16 protein-coding genes and 1 pseudogene are annotated in these 25965 nt (G+C 66.2%); 15 read left to right on the top strand and 2 right to left on the bottom strand.

Features of this window, described 5'->3' with window-relative positions; all coding sequences use genetic code 11:
- The 5 genes from RYM47_RS03165 to RYM47_RS03145 all read left to right on the top strand — a co-directional run bounded on the left by RYM47_RS03165 (position 1) and on the right by RYM47_RS03145 (position 8091).
- Complete coding sequence (locus tag RYM47_RS03165) at positions 1 to 1020, top strand: cupin-like domain-containing protein (protein WP_315386028.1); 1020 nt, start codon at positions 1 to 3, stop codon at positions 1018 to 1020.
- Positions 1021 to 1032: 12 nt separating this feature from the next.
- Entirely contained in the window at positions 1033 to 2565 is a 1533-nt protein-coding gene (locus RYM47_RS03160; RefSeq protein ID WP_315386026.1) for a tryptophan halogenase family protein, read from the top strand.
- A gap of 64 nt (positions 2566 to 2629) precedes the next feature.
- On the top strand, positions 2630 to 4123 hold the full coding sequence (gene xylB, locus RYM47_RS03155) for a xylulokinase (RefSeq protein WP_315386024.1): 1494 nt from the start codon (positions 2630 to 2632) through the stop codon (positions 4121 to 4123).
- Between the two features lie 46 nt (positions 4124 to 4169).
- Positions 4170 to 5504 (top strand): xylose isomerase, encoded by a 1335-nt coding sequence (xylA, locus tag RYM47_RS03150; RefSeq protein WP_315386022.1) that lies wholly within the window; start codon positions 4170 to 4172, stop codon positions 5502 to 5504.
- A gap of 22 nt (positions 5505 to 5526) precedes the next feature.
- The gene (locus RYM47_RS03145; protein WP_315386021.1) at positions 5527 to 8091 is read left to right on the top strand and encodes an exo 1,3/1,4-beta-D-glucan glucohydrolase; all 2565 of its coding nucleotides are present in this window, start codon (positions 5527 to 5529) and stop codon (positions 8089 to 8091) included.
- A 14-nt stretch (positions 8092 to 8105) separates the two neighbouring features.
- Here RYM47_RS03145 and RYM47_RS03140 read toward each other — a convergent pair whose 3' ends face one another.
- Positions 8106 to 9164 carry a LacI family DNA-binding transcriptional regulator gene (locus RYM47_RS03140; protein WP_315386020.1) on the bottom strand — a complete coding sequence of 353 codons (1059 nt, stop codon included), beginning with the start codon at positions 9162 to 9164 and terminating at the stop codon, positions 8106 to 8108.
- Positions 9165 to 9301: 137 nt separating this feature from the next.
- Between RYM47_RS03140 and RYM47_RS03135 the strand changes: the two genes are divergently transcribed.
- From RYM47_RS03135 to RYM47_RS03095, 9 genes and pseudogenes are all read left to right on the top strand, one after another.
- The gene (locus RYM47_RS03135; protein WP_315386019.1) at positions 9302 to 11512 is read left to right on the top strand and encodes an alpha-glucuronidase family glycosyl hydrolase; all 2211 of its coding nucleotides are present in this window, start codon (positions 9302 to 9304) and stop codon (positions 11510 to 11512) included.
- The gene (locus RYM47_RS03130) at positions 11509 to 13494 is read left to right on the top strand and encodes a sialate O-acetylesterase (protein ID WP_315386018.1); all 1986 of its coding nucleotides are present in this window, start codon (positions 11509 to 11511) and stop codon (positions 13492 to 13494) included. Before RYM47_RS03135 ends, RYM47_RS03130 begins: the two co-directional genes overlap by 4 nt.
- Positions 13491 to 15185: a glycoside hydrolase family 43 protein gene (locus RYM47_RS03125; RefSeq protein ID WP_315386017.1), complete on the top strand. Its 1695-nt coding sequence runs from the start codon at positions 13491 to 13493 to the stop codon at positions 15183 to 15185. Before RYM47_RS03130 ends, RYM47_RS03125 begins: the two co-directional genes overlap by 4 nt.
- Positions 15186 to 15193: 8 nt before the next feature.
- A complete protein-coding gene (locus tag RYM47_RS03120; protein ID WP_315386016.1) occupies positions 15194 to 17854 on the top strand; it encodes a glycoside hydrolase family 3 C-terminal domain-containing protein in 2661 nt (886 codons plus the stop codon).
- Positions 17847 to 19289: pseudogene (locus RYM47_RS03115) on the top strand (MFS transporter); the annotation flags it as partial. The gene RYM47_RS03120 and the pseudogene RYM47_RS03115, both read left to right, overlap by 8 nt.
- Positions 19263 to 20303 (top strand): glycoside hydrolase family 43 protein, encoded by a 1041-nt coding sequence (locus tag RYM47_RS03110; RefSeq protein ID WP_315386277.1) that lies wholly within the window; start codon positions 19263 to 19265, stop codon positions 20301 to 20303. The pseudogene RYM47_RS03115 and the gene RYM47_RS03110, both read left to right, overlap by 27 nt.
- The gene (locus RYM47_RS03105; protein ID WP_315386014.1) at positions 20293 to 21198 is read left to right on the top strand and encodes an aldose epimerase; all 906 of its coding nucleotides are present in this window, start codon (positions 20293 to 20295) and stop codon (positions 21196 to 21198) included. The genes RYM47_RS03110 and RYM47_RS03105 overlap by 11 nt, the downstream gene beginning before the upstream one ends.
- Positions 21199 to 21268: 70 nt before the next feature.
- A complete protein-coding gene (locus tag RYM47_RS03100) occupies positions 21269 to 21784 on the top strand; it encodes a hypothetical protein (protein WP_315386013.1) in 516 nt (171 codons plus the stop codon).
- Positions 21785 to 21886: 102 nt separating this feature from the next.
- Positions 21887 to 23272, top strand: coding sequence for an NAD-dependent succinate-semialdehyde dehydrogenase (locus tag RYM47_RS03095; RefSeq protein ID WP_315386012.1), 1386 nt, complete (start codon positions 21887 to 21889; stop codon positions 23270 to 23272).
- A 125-nt stretch (positions 23273 to 23397) separates the two neighbouring features.
- Here the strand turns inward: RYM47_RS03095 and RYM47_RS03090 are convergent, their stop codons facing one another.
- A complete protein-coding gene (locus RYM47_RS03090; protein WP_315386011.1) occupies positions 23398 to 23961 on the bottom strand; it encodes a fasciclin domain-containing protein in 564 nt (187 codons plus the stop codon).
- Positions 23962 to 24201: 240 nt separating this feature from the next.
- Between RYM47_RS03090 and RYM47_RS03085 the strand changes: the two genes are divergently transcribed.
- Entirely contained in the window at positions 24202 to 25962 is a 1761-nt protein-coding gene (locus RYM47_RS03085) for a CocE/NonD family hydrolase (RefSeq protein ID WP_315386009.1), read from the top strand.
- Positions 25963 to 25965: the final 3 nt, after the last annotated feature.

Below are 25965 nucleotides of genomic sequence, written 5' to 3'. Positions count from 1 at the left end.
ATGGCCGACGGGGCGGCGATGCGGACACTGGAAGGGCTGGCGCCTGCCGAGCTCCCGCTGGACGCGCTGGTTGCCGCAGGCGAACCGGTGGTGTTGCGCGGTGTCGTGCGCGACTGGGGCCTGGTCCAGGCTGGACTGCGCTCGACCCGGGACGCCATGGACTATCTGCGCGGCTTCGACGCCGGCACGCCGGTTCCGTATTCGCATGGCGAGCCCGCCATCCAGGGACGCCCGTTCTACAACGCCGACTTCACCCAGTTGAACTTCGAGGTCCGTCGCGGCGTGCTGGGCGAGGTCCTGGATGAAATCGCGCAGCACCTGGATGATCCATTGCCGCCCACGTACTACATCGCTTCGCTGCTGATCGATCGTGCGCTGCCCGGGTTCTCGGCGCAGAACGATGCCGGTCTGGCCGGGCAGGGCATCGACGCCTCGGCCAGCATCTGGATCGGCAACCGGGTCACCGCGTCCTGTCATTTCGACACGCCCGACAACCTGGCCTGCTGTGCGGTTGGCCGGCGCCGGTTCACGCTGTTCCCACCGGAACAGATCGACAACCTTTATCCCGGTCCGCTCGAGCCCACGCCGGGCGGGCAGGTGGTCAGCGTGGTGGATTTCGACAATCCCGACTTCGCGCGCCACCCGCGATTCCGTGACGCGCTGGCAAGCGCGGTCACCGCCGAGCTCGAGCCCGGTGACGCGATCTTCATTCCCAGCATGTGGTGGCACCACGTACGCAGCCTGGCGCCGTTCAACGTGCTGGTGAACTACTGGTGGCGCAGCGTGCCCGGCTTCCTGTCCTCGCCGCTGCCGGCACTGCAGCACGCGATGTGGGCGCTGCGCGACCTGCCGGAGCGGGAAAAACAGGCGTGGGCAACGATCTTCAAGTACTACGTATTCGGACCCGCTGAGCGCGCAGGGGAGCACCTTCCCGACGCCGCCCGGGGCGAACTGGCACCGTTCGACGAACTGCAGGCCCGCCGCACGCGCGCCCAGCTGCTCGCTCGACTCAACCGCTGACAGGGGATCGCTTTGAACGCTGCGAACAACACCACGCAAGGCCGGATCCGCAAGGTCGTGATCGCCGGCGGTGGCACCGCAGGCTGGCTGGCCGGCTGCGCACTGGCGCACCAGTTCCGTGACCAGCTCGAGATCACCCTGGTGGAGTCCGAGCAGATCGGCACCGTCGGCGTGGGGGAGTCGACCGTACCGCCGATCCGGACCTTCCACCGCTTCCTGCAGATCGACGAGCAGGAGTTCCTGCGCGAAGTGGCCGGCACCTTCAAACTCTCGATCTCGTTCGAAAACTGGCGCCGCCCCGGCGACCGCTTCATCCACCCGTTCGGCACCATCGGCCAGAACACCTGGGCCACGCCGTTCCACCATTTCTGGCTGGACAGCCAGCGCCGTGGCATGCATTCGGACCTGGGCGACTTCTGCCTGGAAAGCGTGGCCTCGCGCGGCGACCAGTTCTCGCTGCAGACCCAGCCGCAGGTGAACTACGCCTATCACTTCGACGCCGGGCTGTATGCGAAATTCCTGCGCCGCAAGGCCGAAGCGAACGGCCTGCGCCGGGTGGAAGGCAAGATCCACGAAGTGCGCCAGCATGCGCATGACGGTTCGGTGCAGGCACTGGTGCTGGAAGACGGCCAGGTGCTGGAGGGCGACCTGTTCATCGACTGCACCGGCTTCCGCGGCCTGCTGACCGAGCAGACCCTGCACACCGGCTACGAAGACTGGAACCAGTGGCTGCCCAGCGACCGTGCGGTGGCGGTCCAGACAGAATCGACGAAACCGCCGGTTCCGTACACCCGCGCCATCGCGCACGAGGCCGGCTGGCGCTGGCACATCGCGCTCCAGCATCGCGTGGGCTGTGGGCTGGTGTTCTCCAGCCGCCACATGTCCGACGACGAAGCGCAGGCCAAGCTGCTGCGCGACATCGAAGGCGAACCGCTGCGCGACCCGTGGCTGGTGCCGTTCCGCAGCGGGCGCCGGTTGAAGGCCTGGAACAAGAACGTTGTGGCACTCGGCTTGGCCAGTGGTTTCATCGAACCGCTGGAATCCACCAGCATCCACCTCACCATCAGTTCGGTGGTGCGCCTGATCCAGCTGTTCCCGATCGATGGCATCACCCCGACCCTGCAGGCCCTTTACAACGACGTCGGCCGCCAGGAAATGGAACATGTGCGCGACTTCATCATCCTGCACTACCACGCCACCCAGCGCGACGAACCGATGTGGAAGGCAGCCCGCGAGATGGAGCTGCCGGAGTCGCTGGCGGTGCGCCTGCGCGCGTGGCGCGAGCGTGCGCATGCCTGGCAGGACCCGGGTGAACTGTTCCGGGTGGACTCCTGGACCAGCGTGCTGATGGGGCAGGGCATCCAGCCCGGCCCCGCGCACCCGCTGGCCAGCGCCATCAGCGACGACGACCTGCGCACCCTGCTGCAGCGCATCCGCCACCCGATCCAGCAGGCCGTGGCGACGATGCCGTCGCAGGCGGACTTCATCGAACGCTACTGCAAGGCGTCGGCCGATGTGTGGCCGCGGAGGATGGCGACCGCGTAGCGAAGCTGCGCGTTGTTGCCTGGAATTGGTAGCGCTACCTTTTGAAACGTACGGGGTGTAAGGGATGGAACTGGTTGCCGGAATCGATGCGGGCACGCAGAGCTTGAAAGTGCTGGTGTACGACCCTGCCGCGCGCAAGGTGGTGGCCAGCACCAGTGCGGCGCTGGAGCTGACAAGCGGTGCGGATGGCAGCCGCGAACAGGTCCCGGCGGATTGGGTGGCGGCGCTCAACAGCTGCTTCGCGGCGATCGCACCGGCGGTGCGTTCGCGCATCGTCGCGCTGGCCGTCTCCGGCCAGCAGCACGGCTTCGTGCCGCTCGACGCGGCAGGCCAGGTGCTGGCGCCGGCCAAGCTCTGGTGTGACACCAGCACCACTGCAGAATGCACGCAGATCATGGACGCGCTGGGTGGCATGGCCCAGACGATTGCTGCGGCCGGCAATCCGATCCTCACCGGCTACACCGCCTCGAAGCTGCCGTGGACGAAGACGCATCGGCCCGAGGCCTACGCGAACCTGGCCAGCATCCTGCTGCCGCACGACTACCTCAACTTCGCGCTGACCGGTGAGCGCTTCTGCGAATACGGCGACGCGTCCGGCACCGGGTGGCTGGACGTGCGCACCCGCGCCTGGTCGCCCGAGCTGTTGCGCGCCACCGATCCGGACCGCGATCTGACGGCCTGCCTGCCGCCCATCGCGGCACCCGAAGCCTTGTTCGATATCGCCCCCGCTGCCGCAAAGAGCCTGGGCCTGCCGGCAACGGTGAAGGTCGCCGTAGGTGGCGGCGACAACATGATGGCGGCCATCGGCACCGGCTGCGTCGCACCGGGTCGCCTGGCGATGAGCCTGGGCACGTCGGGCACGCTGTTCGCCTATTCCGATACCCCGGTGGTGGACCCGGAGGGCGCCTGGGCTGCGTTCTGTTCTTCCACCGGCGGCTGGCTGCCGTTGATCTGCACCATGAACTGCACCGTGGTCACCGAGCAGGTGGCGGACGCGTTCGACTTCAACACCCGCCACGCCGACGGCCACCTGCGCAACACGCCGCCCGGCGCCGACGGCCTGGTGATGCTGCCGTTCCTCAACGGCGAACGCACCCCGGACCTGCCGTTGGGCAAGGGCGTGCTGGCCGGCCTGGACACCACCAACATGACCCCGGCGCACGTCTACCGTGCCGCGATGGAAGGGGCCACCTACAGTTTGAAGTATGGCTACGACGCCTTCGTGCGCGCCGGCATGCAGTTCGACCGCATCGTGCTGACTGGCGGTGGCAGCAACAGCGCGCAGTGGCGGCAGCTGGTAGCCGATGTGTTCGGCCTGCCGGTGGACGTACCGACCCAATCCGAAGGCGCGGCGTTCGGCGCAGCCCTGCAGGCGCTGTGGGCGCTGGGCCAGGCACGGGGCGAAGACGCCTCGATCGCCGACATCACCGAACGGCACGTAGCGCTCGACCCGCAGCTTTCCGCGCGCCCCGACCCGACCCGTGGCGACGCCTATGCCGCCGCCTACGCACGCTTCCTGCGCTACCTCGACGCCGTCACGCCGCTGCAGCGCGGCTGATCTCCACTTTTTTCGCGACACCTCGCACAACGAAAGGAACCGCACCATGAGCACCCAGCCCTTCATCGGCGCCACCGAATACTTCCCCGGCATCGGCCGCATTCCCTTCGAAGGGCGCGGTTCGGACAACCCGCTCGCGTTCAAGGTGTATGACGCAAACAAAGTGATCGGCGGCAAGACGATGCAGGAGCACCTGCGCTTCGCGGTCTGCTACTGGCACACCTTCTGCAACGCCGGCCACGATCCGTTCGGCCCGGGCACCCGCCGTTTCCCGTGGGAATCCAGCACGCCGCTGGCCAGCGCGGAAGCCAAGGTGGACGCCGCATTCGAGTTCTTCACCAAGCTCGGCGTGCCGTACTGGTGCTTCCATGACATCGACCTGGCCCCGGATGCCGACGACGTCGGCCAGTACGAAAAGAACCTCAAGCACATGGTGAAGCTGGCCAAGGAGCGCCAGGATGCCACCGGCATGAAGCTGCTGTGGGGCACTGCCAACCTGTTCTCGCACCCGCGTTACATGAACGGTGCGTCGACCAACCCGGACTTCGCCGTGGTCGCGCGCGCGGCCGTGCAGGTCAAGGCCGCGCTGGAAGCCACCGTTGAGCTGGGTGGCGAACATTACGTGTTCTGGGGCGGCCGCGAAGGCTACGCGTCGCTGGTCAACACCCAGATGAAGCGCGAAACCGACCACTTTGCACGCTTCCTGACCATGGCCCGCGACTACGGCCGCAGCATCGGCCTGAAGGGCAACTTCCTGATCGAGCCCAAGCCGATGGAGCCGATGAAGCACCAGTACGACTTCGACAGCGCCACGGTGGCCGGCTTCCTGAAGGAACACAACCTGCACAAGGACTTCAAGCTCAACATCGAAGCCAACCACGCCACGCTCTCCGGCCACACCTTCGAGCATGACCTGCAGGTAGCCTCCGACCACGGGCTGCTCGGCAGCATCGACGCCAACCGCGGCAACGCGCAGAACGGCTGGGACACCGACCAGTTCCCGACCGACCTGTACGACACCGTCGGCGCGATGCTGGTGGTGCTGCGCCAGGGCGGGCTGGAAGGCGGCCTGAACTTCGACGCCAAGGTAAGGCGTGAGTCCACCGACCTGGAGGACCTGTTCGTGGCCCATATCGGCGGCATGGACGCGTTCGCGCGCGGGCTGGAGGTTGCGCACGGGCTGCTCAACGACTCGCCGTGGGAACAGTGGCGCACCGAGCGCTACGCCAGCTTCGACAGCGGCGCCGGAAAGGACTTCGAACATGGCAAGCTCAGCCTGGCGGACCTGGCTGCACTGGGGGCAAAGGGCGGTGAGCCCAAGCAGATCAGCGGCAAGCAGGAACGCTACGAAAACCTGATCAACACGTACCTGCTGCGCTGAGCGCAGCACCAAGGATGAGCCCATGACCCACCTTCACCTTCCGCGTCGTACCCCTGTCCTGATGGTCGCCATGCTGCTGGCACTGGCTGCCTGCAAGGGCGATGACAAGGTCGCCGACACCGCCGCGCCCGCCGCCACTGCCGATGCCAATCCTTGGCCGTCGGTGGCCTGGCCGCTGGCGGAAGACCCCGCCCTGGAAAAGCGCATCAACGACCTGATCGCGACCATGACGGTGGAAGAGAAGGTGGGTCAGCTGATCCAGGGCGACATCGCCAGCATCACGCCTGACGACGTACGCAAGTACCGGCTGGGGTCCATCCTCGCCGGCGGCAATTCGGATCCCGGTGGCCGCTACGACGCCTCGCCGGCCGAGTGGCTGGCCCTGGCCGACGCGTTCTACGCCGCCTCGATGGACACCTCGCAGGGCGGCAAGGCGATCCCGGTCCTGTTCGGCATCGACGCCGTGCATGGGCAGAGCAACATCGTCGGCGCCACCCTGTTCCCGCACAACATCGGGCTGGGCGCGGCGCGTAATCCCGAGCTGGTGCGCCGGATCGGCGAGATCACCGCGCTGGAAACGCGCGCCACCGGCATGGAATGGGCGTTCGCGCCCACCGTGGCGGTGCCGCAGGACGACCGCTGGGGCCGCACCTACGAGGGCTATTCCGAATCGCCCGAGGTGGTGGCCAGCTATGCGGGCAAGGTGGTGGAGGGGTTGCAGGGCAAGGTCGGTTCGCCGGAGTTCCTCGACGGCCGCCATGTAATCGCCTCGGTCAAGCACTTCCTGGGCGACGGCGGCACCACCGACGGCAAGGACCAGGGCGACACGAAAGTCAGCGAAGCCGAGCTGGTCCGCATCCATGCGGCGGGATACCCGCCAGCAATCGCGGCTGGCGCGCAGACGGTGATGGCGTCGTTCAACAGCGTCAACGGCGAGAAGATGCATGGCAACAAGCCGTACCTGACCGACGCACTGAAGGGCCGCATGAGCTTCGGCGGTTTCGTCGTCGGCGACTGGAACGGGCACGGCCAGGTCAAGGGCTGCACCACCACCGACTGCCCGGCCACGATCAACGCCGGGCTGGACATGCCGATGGCCTCGGACAGCTGGAAGGGCATGTACGAAACAACGCTGGCCGCGGTGAAGGCCGGCACCATCAGCCAGGAGCGGCTGGACGACGCGGTGCGCCGGATCCTGCGGGTGAAGATGCGGCTGGGCCTGTTCGAGGCCGGCAAGCCGTCCGCGCGCGCGGTCGGTGGCCAGTTCGACCTCATCGGCGCGCCGGACCATCGCGAGGTCGCACGCCAGGCGGTGCGCGAGTCGCTGGTGCTGCTCAAGAACCAGGGCGGCGTACTGCCGCTGGCGCCGAAGCAGCGCATCCTGGTCGCCGGTGACGGCGCCAACGACGTCGGCAAGCAGGCGGGTGGCTGGACCCTCAACTGGCAGGGCACCGGTACCACGCGCAAGGACTTCCCGAATGCGGACACCATCTTCGAAGGCATTGCGCAGCAGGTGAAGGCCGCGGGCGGTCAGGCTGAGCTTGCCGTTGACGGCAAGTACAAGACCAAGCCGGACGTGGCCGTGGTGGTGTTCGGTGAGAACCCGTATGCCGAGTTCCAGGGTGACCTCGCCACGCTGGCCTACAAGCCTGGCGACGACGCTGACCTGCAGCTGCTCAAGAAACTCAAGGCCGACGGCATCCCCGTGGTCGCAGTGTTCCTGAGCGGCCGTCCGTTGTGGGTGAATCGCGAGATCAACGCAGCGGATGCGTTCGTAGCGGCATGGCTGCCGGGTTCGGAAGGCGCGGGCATTGCCGACGTGCTGCTGCGCACGCCGGACGGCGCCGTGCAGAACGACTTCAAGGGCAAGCTCAGCTTCAGCTGGCCGCGCACCGCGGTGCAGTACGCCAACAACGTGGGCCAGAAGGACTACGACCCGCAGTTCGCCTTCGACTACGGCCTGACCTATGCCGACAAGGGTGATCTGGCGGCGCTGCCGGAAGTGTCGGGCGTGACCGGCAATGAAGGCGCGGCCGGCGTGTTCTTCGCGGCGGGCGACGCCGGCGCCGGCATGGCGCTGCGACTGGAAACCGCAACGGGGCAGGGCGTGACCGTCACCAAGGTGCCGGAGGGGCTGGACGGCGACCTGCTCAATGTGACCGGTGTGGACCACCTCAAGCAGGAAGACAGCCGTCGCCTGGCCTGGACGGGCAAGGGTGAGGCCACCGCCGCACTGCAGTCGCACACCGCACTGGACCTGCAGCGTGAGAGCAACGGCGACCTGATGCTGGTCACCACGCTCCGCGTGGACGCGGCACCCAAGGGAGAAGCGTGGCTGGCGGTCGGTTGCGGTACCGGTTGCACCGCGCGTGTGCCGGTGGGGCCGACGCTGGCCAAGCTGCCGGTGGGGCAGTGGACGCGGGTGGGCGTGCCGCTGAAGTGCCTGGCCGGTGCCGGTGCGCAGGTGGGCAAACTGGACCGTCCGTGGTCGCTGGTGAGCGCATCAGCCATGACCGTCTCGATCTCGCGCGTGGCGCTCGGCGCCCTGAACGAAGCCGACGTCACCGTCGCCTGCCCGGGAGCCTGATGATGCGGCGCGCCTTACCGGGCTCTCGGCGGGCGCGCCACCGAATCGCGCTCCACCAACCGGTGCGGCAGCACATGGTCGGTCAGCGGGCGCGCCTCGTCGTTGCGGTGGCGGATGGTGCGCAGCAGGATGTCGATGGCCGCATCGGCCATCGCCGCGATCGGCTGGTGGATGGTGGTGAGTTCCGGCCACACCGTGGTCGCGGCCGAGGTGTCATCGAAGCCCACGACCGTAAGGTCGCGGGGCACGTCCAGCCCGCGCCGGTGCGCGACCGAAATGGCAGCGGCGCCCATGTCGTCGTTGCTGGCGAAGATGGCGGTCGGCGGCTGCGCGTGCCCCAGCAGGAGCTCTGCGGCGCCCAGCCCGGAGCGGTAGGTGTAATTGCCGTGCTGGACCAGCTCGGGGTCGACCTCCAGCCCAGCCTCGTGCAGCGCGGTGACAAACCCGTCGTAGCGACGGGCGCTGGCGCTGAGGTCCTCGCGTCCACGGATGAAGCCGATGCGGCTGTGTCCCTGTTGGATCAGGTACTCGGCCATGTCCTTGCCGGCGTGGAAGTCGTCGATGCGGACGCAGGAGATGCCGTCGCCCTGGCGTCCGGACGCGATCGCCACAACGGGAATGCGCGCCTTCACCAGCTCGCCCACGGCGGCCGCGGACTCGCACAGCGGCGGAGGCAGGATCACGCCATCGACCCGGCTGGCCAGGCTGCGCGCGGCCTTGCGCTCGGCCTCGGCATCCATGTTTTCCCAGTAGTCGATGGTCAGCTGCACCGGCGCGTTGGAGGCCACGCGCAGCAGGCCGACCAGCAGCTCACTCAGGTAAGCACCGCTGGGGTTGGCGTAGATCAGCGCAATGCGCGTGTGCTGCGCCGCCGCCAGCGAACTGGCCGCCACGTTCGGCGTATAGCCCAGCTTGCGTACCGCACGCATTACGCGTTCGCGGGTCTCTTCTCGGACGTTGCCCTGGTTCACTGCCCGCGACACGGTCATCGGCGAAACGCCTGCCAGCGCCGCCACCTCGTCGATCGTCACGCCGCTGGTTTTGCGGCGGACCGTCTTCTTCGGCTTGTCCAATACGCGGTTCCTTTCGTTTCTGCAACGCTACCGTGCGGCGATCAGGGGAGATGATGCAGCGGCCCAGGCACGTCACCAGCTTACCCGGTTTACTGCCGAAAACGCCGCATTTTGCCGCTGTCGCACGGTGTCATTGGATGTCGAGCGTTGTCATCGCGTTGTTGATGTTTGTCGGCACTGCGCATGCGGAAGACGGTCATGCACTGTGGATGCGCTACGTGCCGGTTGAGCCCGCACTCGCAGCAACCTATCGCGCGCAGTTGAGCGACATCGTCGCACCCGATACGACGCCGACCCAGCGGGCAGCGCGTGCAGAGCTGGAGCGAGGGCTTGCGGGACTACTGGGCAAGGCTCCCCGGATGCATGACGAGGGAGCGGAACAGTACGCGGTGGTCCTGGGCACGCCGCACGCGTCCGCGTTGCTTGCGCCACTCCGCAGAGAGGTTGCATCGCTCGGCAAGGACGGGTATCTCCTGAAGCGCACGCAGCTCGACGGACGCAGCGTACTGGTGGTGGCAGCGCAGCGCGACATCGGCGTTCTCTACGGCGTGTTCCACCTGCTGCGCCTGCTACAGACCGGCGCTCCGCTGGACGCGCTGGATGTGCGGGAATCGCCGCGCGTGCAGTTGCGCGTGCTCGATCACTGGGACAACCTTGACGGCCATGTCGAGCGCGGCTATGCAGGCCGCTCGCTCTGGGACTGGCAGAGCCTGCCGGAATGGAAGGACCCGCGTTATACCGACTACGCACGTGCCAATGCCTCGCTGGGCATCAATGGCACCGTACTGAACAACGTCAATGCCAGCGCCTGGAGCCTTGCGCCGGACTACCTCGACAAGGCGGCCGCGCTTGCGGAGGTATTCCGGCCCTATGGCATCCGCGTGTACCTGAGCGCTCGGTTCAGCGCACCGATGGAACTGGGTGGACTCAAGACCGCTGACCCGCTGGATCCCGGGGTGCGGCGCTGGTGGCGCGACAAGGTCAATGAAATCTACGCACGCATTCCCGACTTCGGTGGGTTCCTGGTCAAGGCCAATTCCGAAGGGCAACCCGGCCCGCAGGACTGCGGCCGTTCGCATGCCGACGGCGCCAACCTGCTGGCAGACGCGTTGGCCCCGCATGGCGGAGTGGTGATGTGGCGCGCGTTCGTCTACGCACACGACGTACCTGCAGACCGCGCCACCCAGGCCCATACCGAGTTTGTCGGCCTCGACGGTACGTTCCACCCGAACGTGATCGTGCAGGTCAAGAACGGCCCCATTGATTTCCAGCCGCGCGAGCCGTTCCATCCGCTGTTCGGCGCCATGCCGCACACGCCGCTGATGATGGAGTTCCAGCTCACCAAGGAATACCTGGGTTTCGCCACGCATCTGGTCTATCTGGGACCGCTGTTCGAGGAAGTACTGCGTTCGGACACCTACGCACGTGGCCACGGCTCGACCGTGGCCAGCGTAGTGGACGGCTCCCTCGAGGGGCATGCACTGACCGGCATGGCCGGCGTCGCCAACATCGGCAACGACCGCACCTGGACCGGCTCCCACTTCGACCAGGCCAACTGGTATGCCTTCGGCCGGCTGGCCTGGAACCCAGGTCAGTCGGCACGTGACATTGCAGCCGACTGGGCGGCGATGACCTTCTCGCCGGATCCCGCCGTGGTGCAGCCCATCGTCACGATGATGATGACCTCGCGGGAGGCGGCCGTGAACTACATGACCCCGCTCGGGCTGCACCACCTGATGGCGCGCGGCCACCACTACGGCCCCGGCCCTTGGGTAGACGGCGGCCCACGCCCGGACTGGACCTCGGTCTACTACCACCGCGCCGACCGCAACGGGATCGGCTTCGACCGCACCGCTCGCGGCAGCAATGCCGTGGCGCAGTACGTACCCGAACTCGCCGCGCAGTATGGCGATGTCACCAAGGTGCCCGAGTCGCTGCTGCTGTGGTTCCACCACGTCCCGTGGGATCACCGCATGGCCTCTGGTCGGACGCTGTGGAACGAACTGGTCACCCGCTACTCGCTCGGCGTCCAGCAGGTACAGGCCATGCAGGAGGAATGGGCACACCTGCAACCCACCGGCGCCGCATCTGCCAGCACGAGTACTTCCCCCGAGGTAGAGCGGGGCTCTGCCCCGCTTGCGTCACCGATCGACCCACAACGACACGCCGAGATCACCGCGTTTCTCCGCATCCAGCACCGCGAAGCCCAATGGTGGCGCGACGCCAGCATCGCCTACTTCCAATCGATCAACGGCCTGCCACTTCCTGCAGGCGAAGCCCCGCCGCCGCACCCGCTTTCGTACTACCAATCCCTGCAGTTCCCTTCAGCGCCGGGAGACGGCCGATGAGCAGGTCCAGCCTCTCGGCGCGCGTACTACTGGCGGCAGCGCTGGCAACGACCAGCACGCTAACGATGGCGCAGCCATCCAAGCCATCCCTTCTGCACCCGCTCTTCCGGGACCACGCCGTCCTGCAGCGCGACCAGCCGATTCCGGTGTGGGGTGAGGCGGAGCCGGGCGCGAGCGTATCCGTAGCCTTCTCAGGCCACACCCGCACCCTCCGCGCGGACGCCAATGGCGACTGGCACACCACGCTGCCACCCACCGCCGCAGGCGGTCCCTACCAACTCACCGTCAGGGCAGGGCAGGTCACCCAGATCGCACGCGACCTCAAGATGGGCGACGTATGGCTGTGCTCCGGCCAATCGAACATGGAACTGCCGGTATGGCGCAGCCTCGACGCCAGCAGTGAACTGGCCGCCGCCGCGCATCCCGACATCCGTCTGTTCAGCGTCCCCAAAGCCGCTGCCGTGTCCCCGCAGGAAACGTTCAAGGCGCCTGTAGCATGGACCGTTGCAACCCCCGACACCGTGCGCGAGTTCTCCGCGGCCTGTTACTACTTCGCGCGCGAACTGCAGAAGACAATCAACGTGCCCATGGGCCTCATCCAGGCCGCATGGGGCGGCTCCCGTATCGAACCGTGGACGAGCGCCGCTGCACTGCGAGCCCAGGGCGGCATGGAGACATCACTCGACGTCCTCGCGCAGCATGCCCACGATCCAGCGGGCGCCAGCCGCCGCTGGGGTGAGCACTGGCAGCAGTGGTGGACCACCCGCGAAGACGCCGCGCCCGGTGATACACCCTGGCAGCCGGGTAACAAGGCGGGCGAATGGCACGACGCCCCAGCCAGCCTCGGCGCCTGGGAACGCTGGGGCGTCCCGGCACTTGCCGCCTACAACGGGATGGTCTGGTACCGCACCCAGGTCACACTGACCGCCGCCCAGGCCGCGCAGCGCGCAACTCTTGAACTGGGCGCCGTCGACGAAACCGACATGACCTGGGTCAACGGCGTCGGCGTAGGCAGCGAGAACCGCCCAGGCGACGCGCGTGCGTATCCGCTGGCGCCAGGGGTGCTGAAGGCCGGCACCAACACCGTGGTGATCAACGCGCTCGACACCTGGGGCGACGGTGGACTGGCGGGCCCGACAACGGCCCAGGCCCTGCGTTTCGAAGACGGCACGCAGGTCGTGCTCGGTCCCCGTTGGCAGTACCGCATAGCGCCCAGTGCCGAATCGCCCCCACTCGCGCCATGGCACGCCGCGACGGGCCTGTCCACGCTCTACAACGGCATGATCGCGCCGCTCGGAAACGTCGGCCTGCGCGGCGCGCTCTGGTACCAGGGCGAGTCCAACACCGGCGACGGCGCCGCCTACGCGGACCGGTTGCGCGTCCTGCGCGATGACTGGCGCAGCCATTTCGGCACGGAGCTGCCGTTCCTGATCGTGCAGCTCGCCGGCTATGGCAAGCCGCCTGAACTGCCCGTAGAAAGTGGCTGGGCGCAGGTGCGTGAGGCTCAACGGCGCGTAGCGGCGGAGGATCCGCACAGTGGGCTCGCACTGGCCATCGACATCGGCGATACCTACGACATCCATCCGCCCAATAAGCAGGAGCTGGGCCGACGCCTTGCGCGACTGGCACGGCAAGCGGTCTACGGCGATCAGACCGTTTTGCCTACGGGGCCGGTACCGCGCAGCGCGTCCCGCACGCAAGACGGGGTGCGAGTCGCCTTCGACGGTGTTTCGGGCAGCCTGATCACGACCGGCGCCGCAGGACCGATCGGTTTCGAACTCTGCGGCCCGGGTTCAAACCACTGCGCGTACGCCGACGCCGCCTTGGACGGGCACGACGTCGTGCTGCGCGGTGCGTCGGCAGGCACCGCCGTACGGGTCCGCTACTGCTGGGCGGACGGCCCGGTCTGCACCCTGCGCGACAGCAGCGGCGCCCCGGCAGGCCCCTTCGAACTCTCCTTGACCGATCCAGAGGTCCGATGATGCGTCTGCTGCTTGCCACGCTGCTGCTGGTGTTCTCCGCCGCCTCGCGGGCGGTCGAAGCCGAACCCGCGCCGCCGGTGTACTTCGACTGGTTCGACTACATCGGCTGGGACGCGGCCTTCGAATCCCCACTGCCCGCGGGGCATTACCGCAACCCGATCCTGGCCGGCTTCCACGCAGACCCCAGCATCGTCGCCGCCAACGGCAGGTTCTACCTGGTCAATTCCAGCTTTACCTACTTCCCGGGCATCCCGGTGTTCGAGAGCACCGACCTCGTGCACTGGACCCAGATCGGCAATGTCATCGACCGTCCTGGCCAGCTCGATTTCGATGGCCTCAGCGTCTCGCGCGGCATCTTCGCGCCGGCCATTTCGTACCACGACGGCGTGTTCTACGTGGTCACCACGGCCGTGGACAGTGGCGGCAATTTCATTTCCACGGCGCGCGACCCGGCAGGCCCGTGGTCTGACCCGCACTGGCTGCCAACCGTCGACGGTATCGACCCCTCGCTGTTCTTCGACGATGACGGCGGCGTCTACCTGCTCAACAACGACGCACCGCCCGGCCCGCCGCGCTACGAAGGCCACCGTGCCATCTGGATGCAGCAGCTCGACCTGGCCGGCTTCAAGCCGGTGGGCCCGCGCAAGGTCCTTATCGACGGCGGGGTAGAGCCGGCAAAGAACCCGATCTGGATCGAAGGCCCGCACCTCTACAAGCGCGATGGCTGGTACTACCTCTCAGACGCCGAAGGCGGCACCGGTCCACAGCATTCGCAGGTGGTGCTGCGCAGCCGCGATGTCTGGGGCCCCTACGTTCCCTACGCCCGCAACCCAATCCTCACCCAGCGCGACCTGCCTGCCGACCGCCCGCTGCCTGTCACCAACGCCGGCCACGCGGACCTGGTGGAAGGTCCGGACGGCTCGTGGTGGGCGGTGTTCCTGGCCAGCCGCAACTACCAGCAGCGCCACTACAACACCGGTCGTGAGACCTATCTGCTGCCGGTGGAATGGCGTGATGGCTGGCCAGTGATCCTGCCGGCGCACCAGCCCATCCGCTATGTGGTGAAAGCGCCTGCGTGGATGCAGGGCGATGCGATACAGGCGCCCAACACCGGCAATTTCACCGATCGCGAAGAATTCGACGGCCCGTCATTGAGCAAGGCATGGCTGCGTGTGCGCGTTCCCAAACAGCCTTGGGCAGACCTGACGTCGCGCCCGGGAAGCCTGACCGTGCATCCGCTGCCGGTAGGCCTGGACACGCTGCGCAATCCCGCTTTCCTCGGCCGCCGCCAGCAGCACCTGCGCTTTGAGGCCAGCACCGGCATGCGCCGCCCGGCGGCAGGTGTTGCAGCCGGCATGGCCGCATTCCAGAGCGAGGCGTACTGGTACTTCCTCGGCGTACGCAGCCTGGGCGGCGACCGCGTTTCGATCTTCCTCGAAGCGCGCGACGGCAGTGGCGCGACGAAGACACTGGCCCACCGTGAGCTGGACGCAACCGATGCGCTGCGACTGGAAATCAGTGGCAACGAAGGCGCTTACGCCTTTGCCTTCGACACCGGCGATGGGCAGGGCTGGCAGACGCTGGCCGAGAACGTAGACGGCACCGTATTGAGTACCGATCGTGCAGGCGGCTTCGTAGGCGCGCTGCTGGGACCATTCGCGCGCGACGAGCGCGCTACGAGGAGCAAATGATGATGCGCATGCCTTACCTCCGCACGCTTGCCTTGTGCGCCGCCATCGCGGCCGCCACCGCCACCCATGCCGCAGACACGAAGCCGTGGCTGGACTCCTCCGCCAGCTTCGAAACCCGTGCGGCCGCGCTGGTTGCGCAGATGACGCTGGAGGAAAAGGCCGCCCAGATGCAGAACGGGGCGCCGGCCATCGAGCGCCTGGGCGTGCCCGCCTACGACTGGTGGAGCGAGGGCCTGCACGGCGTCGCGCGGGCGGGGCAGGCCACCGTGTTCCCGCAGGCCATTGGCCTGGCCGCCACCTTCGACGTGCCGCTGGTGGGGCAGGTGGCCACCACCATCAGCGACGAAGCGCGCGCCAAGCACCACCAATTCGTGCGCGACGGCCAGCATGGCCGCTACCAGGGCCTGACCTTCTGGTCGCCCAACATCAACATCTTCCGCGACCCGCGCTGGGGCCGTGGCCAGGAAACCTACGGCGAAGACCCGTACCTCACCGCGCGCATGGGCGTGGCGTTCGTGCATGGCCTGCAGGGCGATGACCCGGTATATCGCAAGCTCGACGCCACCGCCAAGCACTTCGCCGTGCACAGCGGCCCGGAAGCCGACCGCCACCACTTCGACGCCAAGCCCAGCAAACGCGATCTGTACGACACCTACCTGCCGGCGTTCGAAGCGCTGGTGAAGGAGGGGCAGGTGGACGCGGTCATGGGCGCCTACAACCGCGTCTACGGCGAGTCCGCCAGCGCCAGCAAGTTCCTTCTGCGCGACACCCTGCGCGACGAATGGGGCTTCAAGGGCTACGTGGTGTCCGACTGCTGGGCCATCGTCGACATCTGGAAGCATCACAAAATCGTGCCGACCCGCGAAGCGGCCGCCGCGCTGGCGGTAAAGAACGGCACCGAGCTGGAGTGTGGCCAGGAGTACGCCACACTGCCCGCCGCGGTTAAGCAGGGGCTGATCAGCGAAGCCGAGATCGACGACGCCGTGACCCGCCTGTTCACCGCGCGCATGCGGCTGGGCATGTTCGACCCGCCGGAGCGCGTCGCCTACGCGCGGATTCCGGCCTCGGTGAACCAGGCGCCCGCGCATGACGCTTTGGCGTTGAAAGCGGCCCAGGAATCGCTGGTGCTGCTGAAGAACGACGGCGTGCTGCCGCTCTCGCGTGACCTCAAGCGCATTGCCGTGGTCGGCCCGACCGCCGACGACACCATGGCCCTGCTCGGCAACTACTTCGGCACGCCCGCCGCACCGGTCACGATCCTGCAGGGCATCCGTGACGCGGCCAAGGGCGTGGACGTGCGTTACGCGCGTGGCGTGGACCTGGTGGAAGGTCGCGACGATCCCAACGCAACCCCCTTGATCGAGGCCGCGTACCTGCGGCCCTCGGCCGACTCCCCCGAGCGCGGCCTGCGCGGCGAGTACTTCCGCACCGCCGATCTGGCAGGCACCCCGGCACTGGTCCGCACCGACGCCCAGATCGGGTTCGGTTGGGACCGCGGCTCGCCCACCGACAACCTGATGGCGCGCGGCGAAGCGGGTCCGGGGCAGGGCGTGCCGAACGACAACTTCAGCATCCGCTGGAGCGGCCAGCTGCTGCCGCCGGCCTCGGGTCGCTACCGGATCGAGGCCGCCGCCGACGACGGCTTCCGCCTGTACGTGGACGGCAAGCGCGTGCTGGACCACTGGACCCCCAGCGACCGCATGCGCAGCGATGGCGTGGACCTGGACCTGCAGGCCGGCCGCGCCTACGACCTGAAGCTCGAATACTTCGACGCCGAGCGCGACGCCGGCGTGCGCCTGGGCTGGCGCATGCCCGGCGCCAAACCGCCGTTCGAGGAGGCGTTGGACGCAGCTCGCAGCGCCGACGTGGTGGTGTTCGTTGGCGGCCTGACCGGCGACGTTGAAGGCGAGGAAATGAAGGTCAACTACCCGGGCTTCGCCGGCGGCGACCGCACCGACCTGCGCCTGCCCGCCACCCAGCGCAAGCTGCTGGAAGCGCTCAAGCAGACGGGCAAGCCGGTGGTGATGGTGCTGACGGGTGGCTCGGCGATGGCGGTGGAGTGGGCCCAGGCCAACCTGTCCGCGATCCTGATGGGCTGGTACCCCGGCCAGCGCGGCGGCACCGCCGTGGGCGAGGCCCTGTTTGGCGATTACAACCCCGGTGGACGCCTGCCGGTCACGTTCTACACCGCAGACCAGAAGATGCCAGCCTTCGACGACTACGCGATGGAAGGCCGCACCTACCGCTACTTCCGCGGCACCCCGCTGTATCCATTCGGCCATGGCCTGTCGTACACCAGCTTTGGCTATGGAAAGCTCCACCTCGATGCGCCGCGCATCGCCGCCGATGGTCGCCTCAAAGTGCAGGTTGAAGTGGCCAACACCGGCAAGCGCGACGGCGACGAAGTGGTGCAGCTGTACGTGCGCCGGGCGGATGCCGCACCGGGCGATGCGGTGCAGTCGTTGCATGGCTTCCAGCGCGTGCATCTGGGCGCGGGCGAGCGGCAGAACGTGGCCTTCGACCTGGACGCCCGCCAGGCCCTTCGCCAGTACGATGAAGTGCGTGGCGCGTATGTGGTCCCTCCGGGTGCGTACGAGGTACGGATAGGCGGCAGCAGTGCCGACGCCCGCGTGCAGGGACGTTTCACCGTGGAGGCAAAACGTGACTGATCACACCCTGTCGGTACGGGAGAAGCTCGGCTACAGCCTGGGCGACCTTGCAGCCAATCTGATCTTCCAGACGCTGATCACCTACCTGGCGTTCTTCTACACCGACGTGTACCGCTTGCCGCCTGCCACAGCGGCCACGGTCATCTTCGTGGTCGGCCTGCTGGGCGCCTTCGTATTCACTCCGCTGATCGGCATCGCCGCCGACCGCACCACCAGCCGCTGGGGCAAGTTCCGGCCGTGGATCCTGTGGACCGCTGTTCCATTCGGCGTGCTCTCGCTGCTCGCGTTCAGCACCCCGGACCTGGGCGAACGCGGCAAGGTGGTCTATGCCCTGACCACGTACGGCCTGCTGATGCTGGTCTACGCCGCCAACAACCTGCCGTACTCGGCGTTGAGCGGCGTCCTCACCGGCAACATGGACCAGCGCAACAGCCTGTCTGCCTACCGTTTCGTGGCGGTGATGATCGCGCAGTTCATCATCCAGGTACTCCTGTTGCCGCTGGTGCTGATCCTGGGCGACGGCGACCGCGTACTTGGCTTCGAACGGGTGATGACGGTGTTTGCGGTGGTAGGCACGGTGTTTTTCCTCATCACCTTCGCCACCACCCGCGAGCGCATCGTTCCCGCCAAGGAGCAGACCGCCGGCGTAGGGCAGGACTTGAAGGACCTGCTGCACAACCGCCCCTGGCAGGTGATGCTGGCGCTCACCATCCTGGTGTTCATGAACCTCGCACTGAAGGGCGGCACCTACATCTACTACTTCCAGTACTACATGAGCGAACCGGCGCTGGCCGCGTTCCTCGACGGTTCCGGTTTCAACCGTTTCATTGGAGGCCTGAACGCCGTGCTCAGCAGCTGGGGGCTTTCCGGCTTCACCTGGCCGAAGGACCCGGCCACCTCCGCCTTCAGCCTGTTCAACGCCTGCGGCATCCTCTGCATGATCCTGGGCATCGGCGTCTCGCGCCGGTTGGCCGACCGCTTCGGCAAGCGCGATGTGTTCGGCGCGGCGCTGTTCGTCTGCACCGTGTTCCTGCTGGTGTTCTACCTGTTCCCGCCCACGGCAGTGGCAGTGGCCTTCGTCTCCTTCATGCTGCACGGCTTCTTCTACGGCATCACCATCCCGCTGCTGTGGGCGATGATCGCCGACGTGGCCGACTACTCCGAATGGAAGAACAACAGGCGGGCCACCGCCATCATATTCTCCGCCATGCTATGCGGCCTGAAGATCGGCCTCAGCATTGGCGGCGCACTGGTGGCGGGCATCCTGGCGCACTACGGCTATCAGGCCGGCGCCGCCCAGCAGCCGGACGGCGTGGTGGACGGCATCCGCCTGACCGTAAGCCTGTACTGCTCGATTCCGTTCCTGCTCGCCGTAGCACTGCTGTTCCTCTACAAGATCGACAAGCGCATGGAAACCCGGATCGAGCAGGACCTGCTGCAACGGCGCAATGGAAACGATCTGGCACGCCTGGCCGCACACGCCATTTCCCAGCCGCTGGTGTCGCATATCTACACCGCCGATCCCTCCGCGCACGTGTTCGAGGGCAGGCTGTACATCTACCCCTCGCACGACATCGACGCCGGCGCCCCGTTCGATGATGACGGCGGCCATTTCGGCATGGAGGACTACCATGTACTGCGGATGGACTCGCCACAGGGCGAGGCCACCGACTGCGGAATGGCGTTGCATGTGCGCGATGTTCCGTGGGCAGCACAGCAGATGTGGGCGCCGGATGCAGCGACCCGCGATGGGCGCTACTACCTGTACTTCCCGGCCAAGGACGCACAGGGCATTTTCCGAATTGGCGTAGCGATGGCTGATCGACCGGAAGGGCCGTTCACCGCCGATCCCGAACCCATGGCGGGCACGTACTCCATCGACCCCGCAGTGTTCGAGGACGACGACGGCGCACATTACCTGTACTTCGGCGGCATCTGGGGCGGCCAACTGCAGAAGTACCGTGACAACCGGTACGACGCAGCGAATGAGGAGCCCACCGGCGACGCACCCGCATTGGGCCCGAGGGTAGGGCGGCTCGAACCCGGCATGACCCAGCTGGCGGAGCCCACCCGCGAAGTGCTGATCCTGGACGGGCACGGGCAGCCGCTCCGTGCCGACGACCACGAACGCCGCTTCTTCGAAGGCCCGTGGCTGCACAAGTACAACGGCCGGTATTACCTCTCGTACTCCACCGGCAACACCCACCTGCTGTGCTACGCGGTGAGCGACAACCCATACGGACCGTTTACCTATGCTGGCGTGATCCTAAAGCCGGTAGTGGGCTGGACCACCCACCATTCCATCTGCGAGGTTGAAGGGCAGTGGTATCTCTTCTACCACGACTCCCTGCTGTCAGGCGGCGTGACCCACCTGCGCTCGGTCAAGTGCACGCCACTGCATATGGAGCCGGATGGCAGCATCAGGACGATCGATCCCTATGGCGCCTGAGACTTCATTGCCGATCGACGACGCGCTGGCGCCGCTGGCGGCTGGTCGCCTGCACCGACTGAAATCGGGCAAGCTGGAAGTGACACTGGCGCCCGAGGCCGGGGGACGCATCGCCCAGATCCGCTACGACGGCGTGGACTGGCTGGTAAGCGAAGAAGAGGGCGGCGCAGCAGCCATCGCCTGGGGCTGCTACCCGATGGTGCCATGGGCAGGGCGCATCCGGCATGGCCGTTTCGACTTCGACGGCAAGCCCTATGTACTGCCCACCAACTTCGGCGGGCACGCCATCCACGGAGTAGGGTTCACGCGCCCCTGGCAGATGGACAGCCTCGAAGCCGACACAGCCACGCTCTCGCTGAAGCTCCCCCAGGACGACTACTGGCCATTCGGTGGCAAAGCAACGCAGATAGTCCGCCTACGGCCCGACGGACTTGAACTGCACCTCGAGGTACAGGCAGACCGTAACGCCATGCCAGCCGTACTCGGCTGGCACCCCTGGTTCCGCAAGCCCGACCAGCTGATCTTTGCCCCCGACGCCATGTACCCGCAGGACGAGGAGGGAATCGCCACACTCCCATGCGTAGTGCCGACACCTGGCCCCTGGGACGACTGCTTCATAAACCACGCGGATGTGATGCTGATATCAGCCGGCCAGCACCTGCGCATCAGCGCCAACACCAATCACTGGGTCGTCTACGACGCGGCCGCCCACGCCACCTGCGTAGAGCCCCAGACTGGCCCACCCGACGCGTTCACCGTACAGCCAAATCGCCTGGCTCCCGGCGAACGCCAGGAACTGACCATGGAGCTACGATGGCAACAGGACGCCGAACGCATCGGTAGGGTCGGTCGACAGACGACCGCCGATAACCCCGGTCACTCCGGTAACGCATGACCCAGGATCGAAGACGCGCGCATTTCACCAGCAGATTCCGCCTACCTGACCCGAACAAGGAGAATGTGCGATGCCCACCGAAAGGAACGAGCAGCCCGCTGCCTCAACCTCAACCCCAGAGGACTTCAACTTCCTGATCGGCAACTGGAACGTAACGCACCACCGCCTATCCAAACGCCTCGTAGGCGACACCCACTGGATCACCTTCAACGGCACCATGTCCGCCAAACTGATCCTCGGTGGTCTCGGCAACTTCGACGAGAACGTGCTCAACCTGCCGGGCGAAACCTACCTCGCCTGCACCCTGCGCCTGTTCGATCCGATCACCCGCACCTGGTCCATCCGTTGGATTGATGGCCGCAGTCCCGACCTCGGCGACCCGCTCACCGGTACGTTCAAGAACGGCGAGGGCACCTTCAACGGTAGCGACAGGGAGGCTGGCCGCCCCGTACTGATCCGATTCCTCTGGTCGCAGATCACGCCGGTCAGTGCCCGCTGGGAACAGGCGATGTCAGACGACAGCGGCGCAACATGGGAAACCAACTGGATCATGGAGTTCTCGCGCACCACAGAGAGCGCGCCGTGAATCCTCAGTGAGGCACAGCGTCATGGAATTCACCGCATGGGAACCGCGAGGTAACGATCATCAACGGATCGCTCTCCCCCATGCAGTAGAGGATCCCATTCCATGTCCAAGAAGCAACTGACCACGATCAACCCGCTTACCGAGGACGTTCTCGCCACCTACGCCTACATGTCCGACGCCGAGGCCGCTGCCACGGTGAAGGCCAGCCACGAAGCCTTCCTGCAATGGCGCCTGCGCAGCCTGGACGAGCGGGCCAAGGTCGTCGGCGCCATCGCAAAGGCACTTCGCGAGCGCAAGGAAGAGTTCGCTCAACTAATGACGGACGAAGTCGGCAAGCTCATCGAAGACAGCCGCACCGAGGTGGAGCTCTGCGCAGCCATCTGCGAATACACCGCCAAGCAAGGCCCCTCGGTCCTTGCCGATGAGGAGCGCGACGTCGAAGGTGCCACCGGCATCGTTACACATTGCCCCATCGGCGTGGTTTACGGCATCCAGCCCTGGAACTTTCCGGCATACCAGGCGATCCGATACTCCATTGCCAGCTTGATGGCGGGTAATGGCGTGCTGCTCAAGCACGCGGAGAGCTGCACCGGCAGCGGGCTGCTGTTGCGTGACATCTACGAAGGTGCCGGGCTGCCGAAGGGCCTGTTCGGCGTGCTGTTGATCAGTCACGACCAATCCAACGATATCGTCAAGAATGACCTGGTGCGCGCGGTAACACTGACCGGCAGCGAAGCTGCAGGCAAGACCGTGGCGGCCCTGGCCGGCGAAGCACTGAAGAAGACTGTGCTGGAGCTGGGCTCCAACGACGCCTATCTGGTTCTGGATGACGCCGACCTTGATCTGGCTGTGGAGACCTGCGTCAAAGGACGCCTGTTCAACAATGGACAGACCTGCGTCAATGCCAAGCGCTTCATCGTGACCCAAAAGAACTATGACGCGTTCGTCAGTGCGTACGCAAAGAAGTTCGAAGCCGTGCAGATGGGCGACCCGAACAAGGCAGAGACCCAATTGGGCCCAATGGTCTCCAAGCCCCAGCGCGACAAGCTGCACGAGCAGGTGACCAAAAGCGTATCCCAAGGCGCGCGCCTCGTCGTAGGTGGCAACGTCCCAGACCGCACCGGCTGGTTCTATCCGGCCACGGTACTGGCGGATGTGGCGCCGGGACAGGTAGCGTACGAAGACGAGTTGTTCGGCCCTGCAGCAGCCATCATCCGCGCCAAGGACGACGACGATGCGCTTCGCATCGCCAACGACAGCCGTTACGGTCTGGGCGGCGGCATCTTCAGCCGCGATACAAAGCGCGCCCGCGAACTGGCCACCAAGTACTTCGACACCGGCATGGTGTTCATCAACACCTTCGACGTGGCATCCCCGGCGCTCCCATTCGGTGGCGTAAAGGCCTCAGGCTACGGCCGCGAGCACGGCCCGGAAGGCTTGAAGGAATTCGTGAACGTAAAGTCCATCAAGATCCCCGCAGCATCCTGACGTAGAGCCGGGCTCTGCCCAGCGGTAGAGCCCGGCCCTGCCTGGCTGAACAGCGCCGGCCGTCCAACAGACGGCCGGCCGCATAAAAGGGGCAGGGGGCCAAAGCCGCCCCCGCCCGAGCCCGACTACTTGGGCATCAAAACCGTATCGATCACGTGCACCACACCATTCGACTGCCCTACATCCGCAGTAGTCACAGCCGCCTTGCCGCCCATGGCGTCCACTACCCAGACCTTGCCCTCGGAAACCTTGACCGTAAGCTTCTCGCCCTGAACCGTGGTCAGCATGCTTGCCATGCCACCCTTCTTGGCGGCAGCAGTAAGCTCTGCAGCGGAATGCGTACCAGGAACTACGTGGTAGGTCAGAATTTTGGTGAGTTTCGCCTTGTTTTCAGGCTTAAGAAGCGTGTCTACCGTGCCTTTCGGCAGCTTCGCAAACGCATCATTGGTAGGAGCGAACACGGTGAAAGGCCCAGCTCCTGACAGGGTCTCTGCGAGCCCAGCGGCCTTGACGGCCGCTACCAGCGTAGTGAGATTCTTTGCCGCTGAAGCATTCTCCACGATGGTCTTGGTGGGGTACATGGCCGCGCCACCCACCATCGGGTTCTCGGCAGCTGAAGCGCCGACGGTTACCAGACAGGCAGCTGCAATGCACGAAGCCATAGCCAAACGCCGAATTGAGTTGTACATGTGTATGTCCTCTGATCTCGAGCGCACAACGGTGTGCCCTCATAGCTACGGGGCAAGTCAGCGTTTGGATGCAGGTGGAGGACAGACATTGCGCACGGCCCCAGCACAAGCCGCTATTCAGTGAGGAATTTCACGACCGCCTAACTCTGCAAGTACGCAGACGTGACATGGCTTGACCTGCATCAAGAGTCCCGTTGCGCCGCGCACCACACTAGCGGAACACCACAACGGCTCCGCTTTATGAACCTCTCCGCTTCTGGAATCGACCCCGGCCAGCGCCAACTCAACGGCCCGCAGACCACCGGGCGCACCTACCGAAACCTCTCCCAGCCCACCCACGAGGTGGTCCGCGAGGACGACGTCCCCGCCACGGTACGCGACGGCACCGACCTCATGGTCGACGTCTACCGGCCCAGCACCCCAGGTCGCTATCCCGTGCTGATCGCCGCGTCTCCCTATGCCCGCCAACTGCAGAACAGCGGCGCCCCGCTGGGTTTCATCGAGGCAGGACAGTCGGACTTCTTCGTCCCGCGTGGCTACGTGCATGTCATCGCCAATCTTCGGGGTACCGGTGGCTCAGGCGGTACCTACACCTTCTCGGACAGCCAGGAGCGCCGTGACCTGTACGACCTGGTGGAGTGGGCGGCAGCGCAGCCCTGGTCGGACGGCAACATCGGCATGGTGGGCATCAGCTACTTTGCCGGCACGCAGATGGCCGCGGCCGTCGAGCAGCCACCGCACCTGAAGGCGATCATGCCCATTGCCGGCACCTACGACTTCTACGAGTCCTGCACCCATCACGGGCTGGGGTCCACCGGCTTCCTTACGCCGTTCCTCGCCATGATCGGGATGACCTCGACCAAGGGCGACAACGTCTTCCGCTCCAGACTGGTCCAGGCCGCCAGCAAGGCATTGCGCATGCCTGCGGTGCACAAACGTTTCGAGCACTTCAACGGCGAAGCGATGATCGCCGGCCTCAAGGTGCTGCTGAACCTTCCGCACCCTTCCTATCCCTGGGATGACCTTTGGCGCGCCGCGCTGGTCGAGCACCCTTACAAGGATGCGTGGTGGGACGACCGGGACATCCTGCCGCTGCTTGATCGCGTCACCATTCCCACCTACCTCGGCTGCGACTGGGGGAACGTCTCACTGCACCTGCCGCACACGTTCTGGGCGCTGGACCGGCTCACGAGCAGCCCGCACGTGCAGGTGGCGATGATGGGCGAATTTGGGCTGTCCTGGCCGTGGGAAAGTCTGCATGTTGAAGCGCTGGCATGGTTCGATCACTGGCTGAAGGGGCAGGACACCGGCATCCTGGAAGGTCCGCGTGTCCGCTACATCCTTGAAGGCGACCCCGAATGGCGCGCCTCTGACACCTGGCCGCCTGCGCAGACGGTCCACAGCGCCTTGCGACTGGGCGCCGACGGCGTCATGGGAGGGGAGGGCAGTGAGGGGGCCCGCCGCATGATGACGCTCGGCACCGGCATGAATCGGATCCGCCCCAGTGAGACCGACCCGCCGGACAGGCTGGTGTGGAACACCCCACCGCTGACCCACGACCTGGACATGGCCGGCGACATCGAGTTGAAGCTGGATGCGGCATGCAGCGCGCCTGACGTGGCCTGGATCGTCTGCCTGCAGGACGTGGATGCCACAGGAAACGTCGTCAATGTCACCCAAGGCTACCTGCGGGCAGGGTTGCGCGAGGTCGACGAGCGCGCGTCACGAATCGGTGCGCCCTGGCTGCCGTGCCGCAATTACGATGCGGTGCCGGTCGGCGAGAGAGTTTCGTATCGCATTCCCATCGTTCCCAACGCCTATCGGTTCAAGGCGGGACACACGATCCGGCTGTTCCTGACCAACGATGATCAGGACAAAGAGAAGCCAGCCATCGCCCAGTTCCGCCATGACGGCATCGGGCTGAACTGCATCAGCGACATCTTCTCATCGTCGGAACTGCTGATACCCGCGCTGCCACGACAAGGCCGGGGCATGATCTAGAAT

The sequence above is a fragment of the uncultured Stenotrophomonas sp. genome (assembly GCF_963519125.1).
GTDB lineage: Bacteria > Pseudomonadota > Gammaproteobacteria > Xanthomonadales > Xanthomonadaceae > Stenotrophomonas.
This window is presented reverse-complemented; position numbering and strand designations above follow the sequence as displayed.

Excerpts from the sequence above, each read along its gene's own strand:
- RYM47_RS03165 (WP_315386028.1), top strand. The coding sequence starts at position 1 with ATGGCCGACGGGGCGGCGATGCGGACACTGGAAGGGCTGGCGCCTGCC.
- xylB (WP_315386024.1), top strand. The coding sequence starts at position 2,630 with ATGGAACTGGTTGCCGGAATCGATGCGGGCACGCAGAGCTTGAAAGTG.
- xylA (WP_315386022.1), top strand. The coding sequence starts at position 4,170 with ATGAGCACCCAGCCCTTCATCGGCGCCACCGAATACTTCCCCGGCATC.
- RYM47_RS03145 (WP_315386021.1), top strand. The coding sequence starts at position 5,527 with ATGACCCACCTTCACCTTCCGCGTCGTACCCCTGTCCTGATGGTCGCC.
- RYM47_RS03135 (WP_315386019.1), top strand. The coding sequence starts at position 9,302 with ATGTCGAGCGTTGTCATCGCGTTGTTGATGTTTGTCGGCACTGCGCAT.
- RYM47_RS03130 (WP_315386018.1), top strand. The coding sequence starts at position 11,509 with ATGAGCAGGTCCAGCCTCTCGGCGCGCGTACTACTGGCGGCAGCGCTG.
- RYM47_RS03125 (WP_315386017.1), top strand. The coding sequence starts at position 13,491 with ATGATGCGTCTGCTGCTTGCCACGCTGCTGCTGGTGTTCTCCGCCGCC.
- RYM47_RS03120 (WP_315386016.1), top strand. The coding sequence starts at position 15,194 with ATGCCTTACCTCCGCACGCTTGCCTTGTGCGCCGCCATCGCGGCCGCC.
- RYM47_RS03110 (WP_315386277.1), top strand. The coding sequence starts at position 19,263 with ATGGAAACCCGGATCGAGCAGGACCTGCTGCAACGGCGCAATGGAAAC.
- RYM47_RS03105 (WP_315386014.1), top strand. The coding sequence starts at position 20,293 with ATGGCGCCTGAGACTTCATTGCCGATCGACGACGCGCTGGCGCCGCTG.
- RYM47_RS03100 (WP_315386013.1), top strand. The coding sequence starts at position 21,269 with ATGCCCACCGAAAGGAACGAGCAGCCCGCTGCCTCAACCTCAACCCCA.
- RYM47_RS03095 (WP_315386012.1), top strand. The coding sequence starts at position 21,887 with ATGTCCAAGAAGCAACTGACCACGATCAACCCGCTTACCGAGGACGTT.
- RYM47_RS03090 (WP_315386011.1), bottom strand. The coding sequence starts at position 23,961 with ATGTACAACTCAATTCGGCGTTTGGCTATGGCTTCGTGCATTGCAGCT.
- RYM47_RS03085 (WP_315386009.1), top strand. The coding sequence starts at position 24,202 with ATGAACCTCTCCGCTTCTGGAATCGACCCCGGCCAGCGCCAACTCAAC.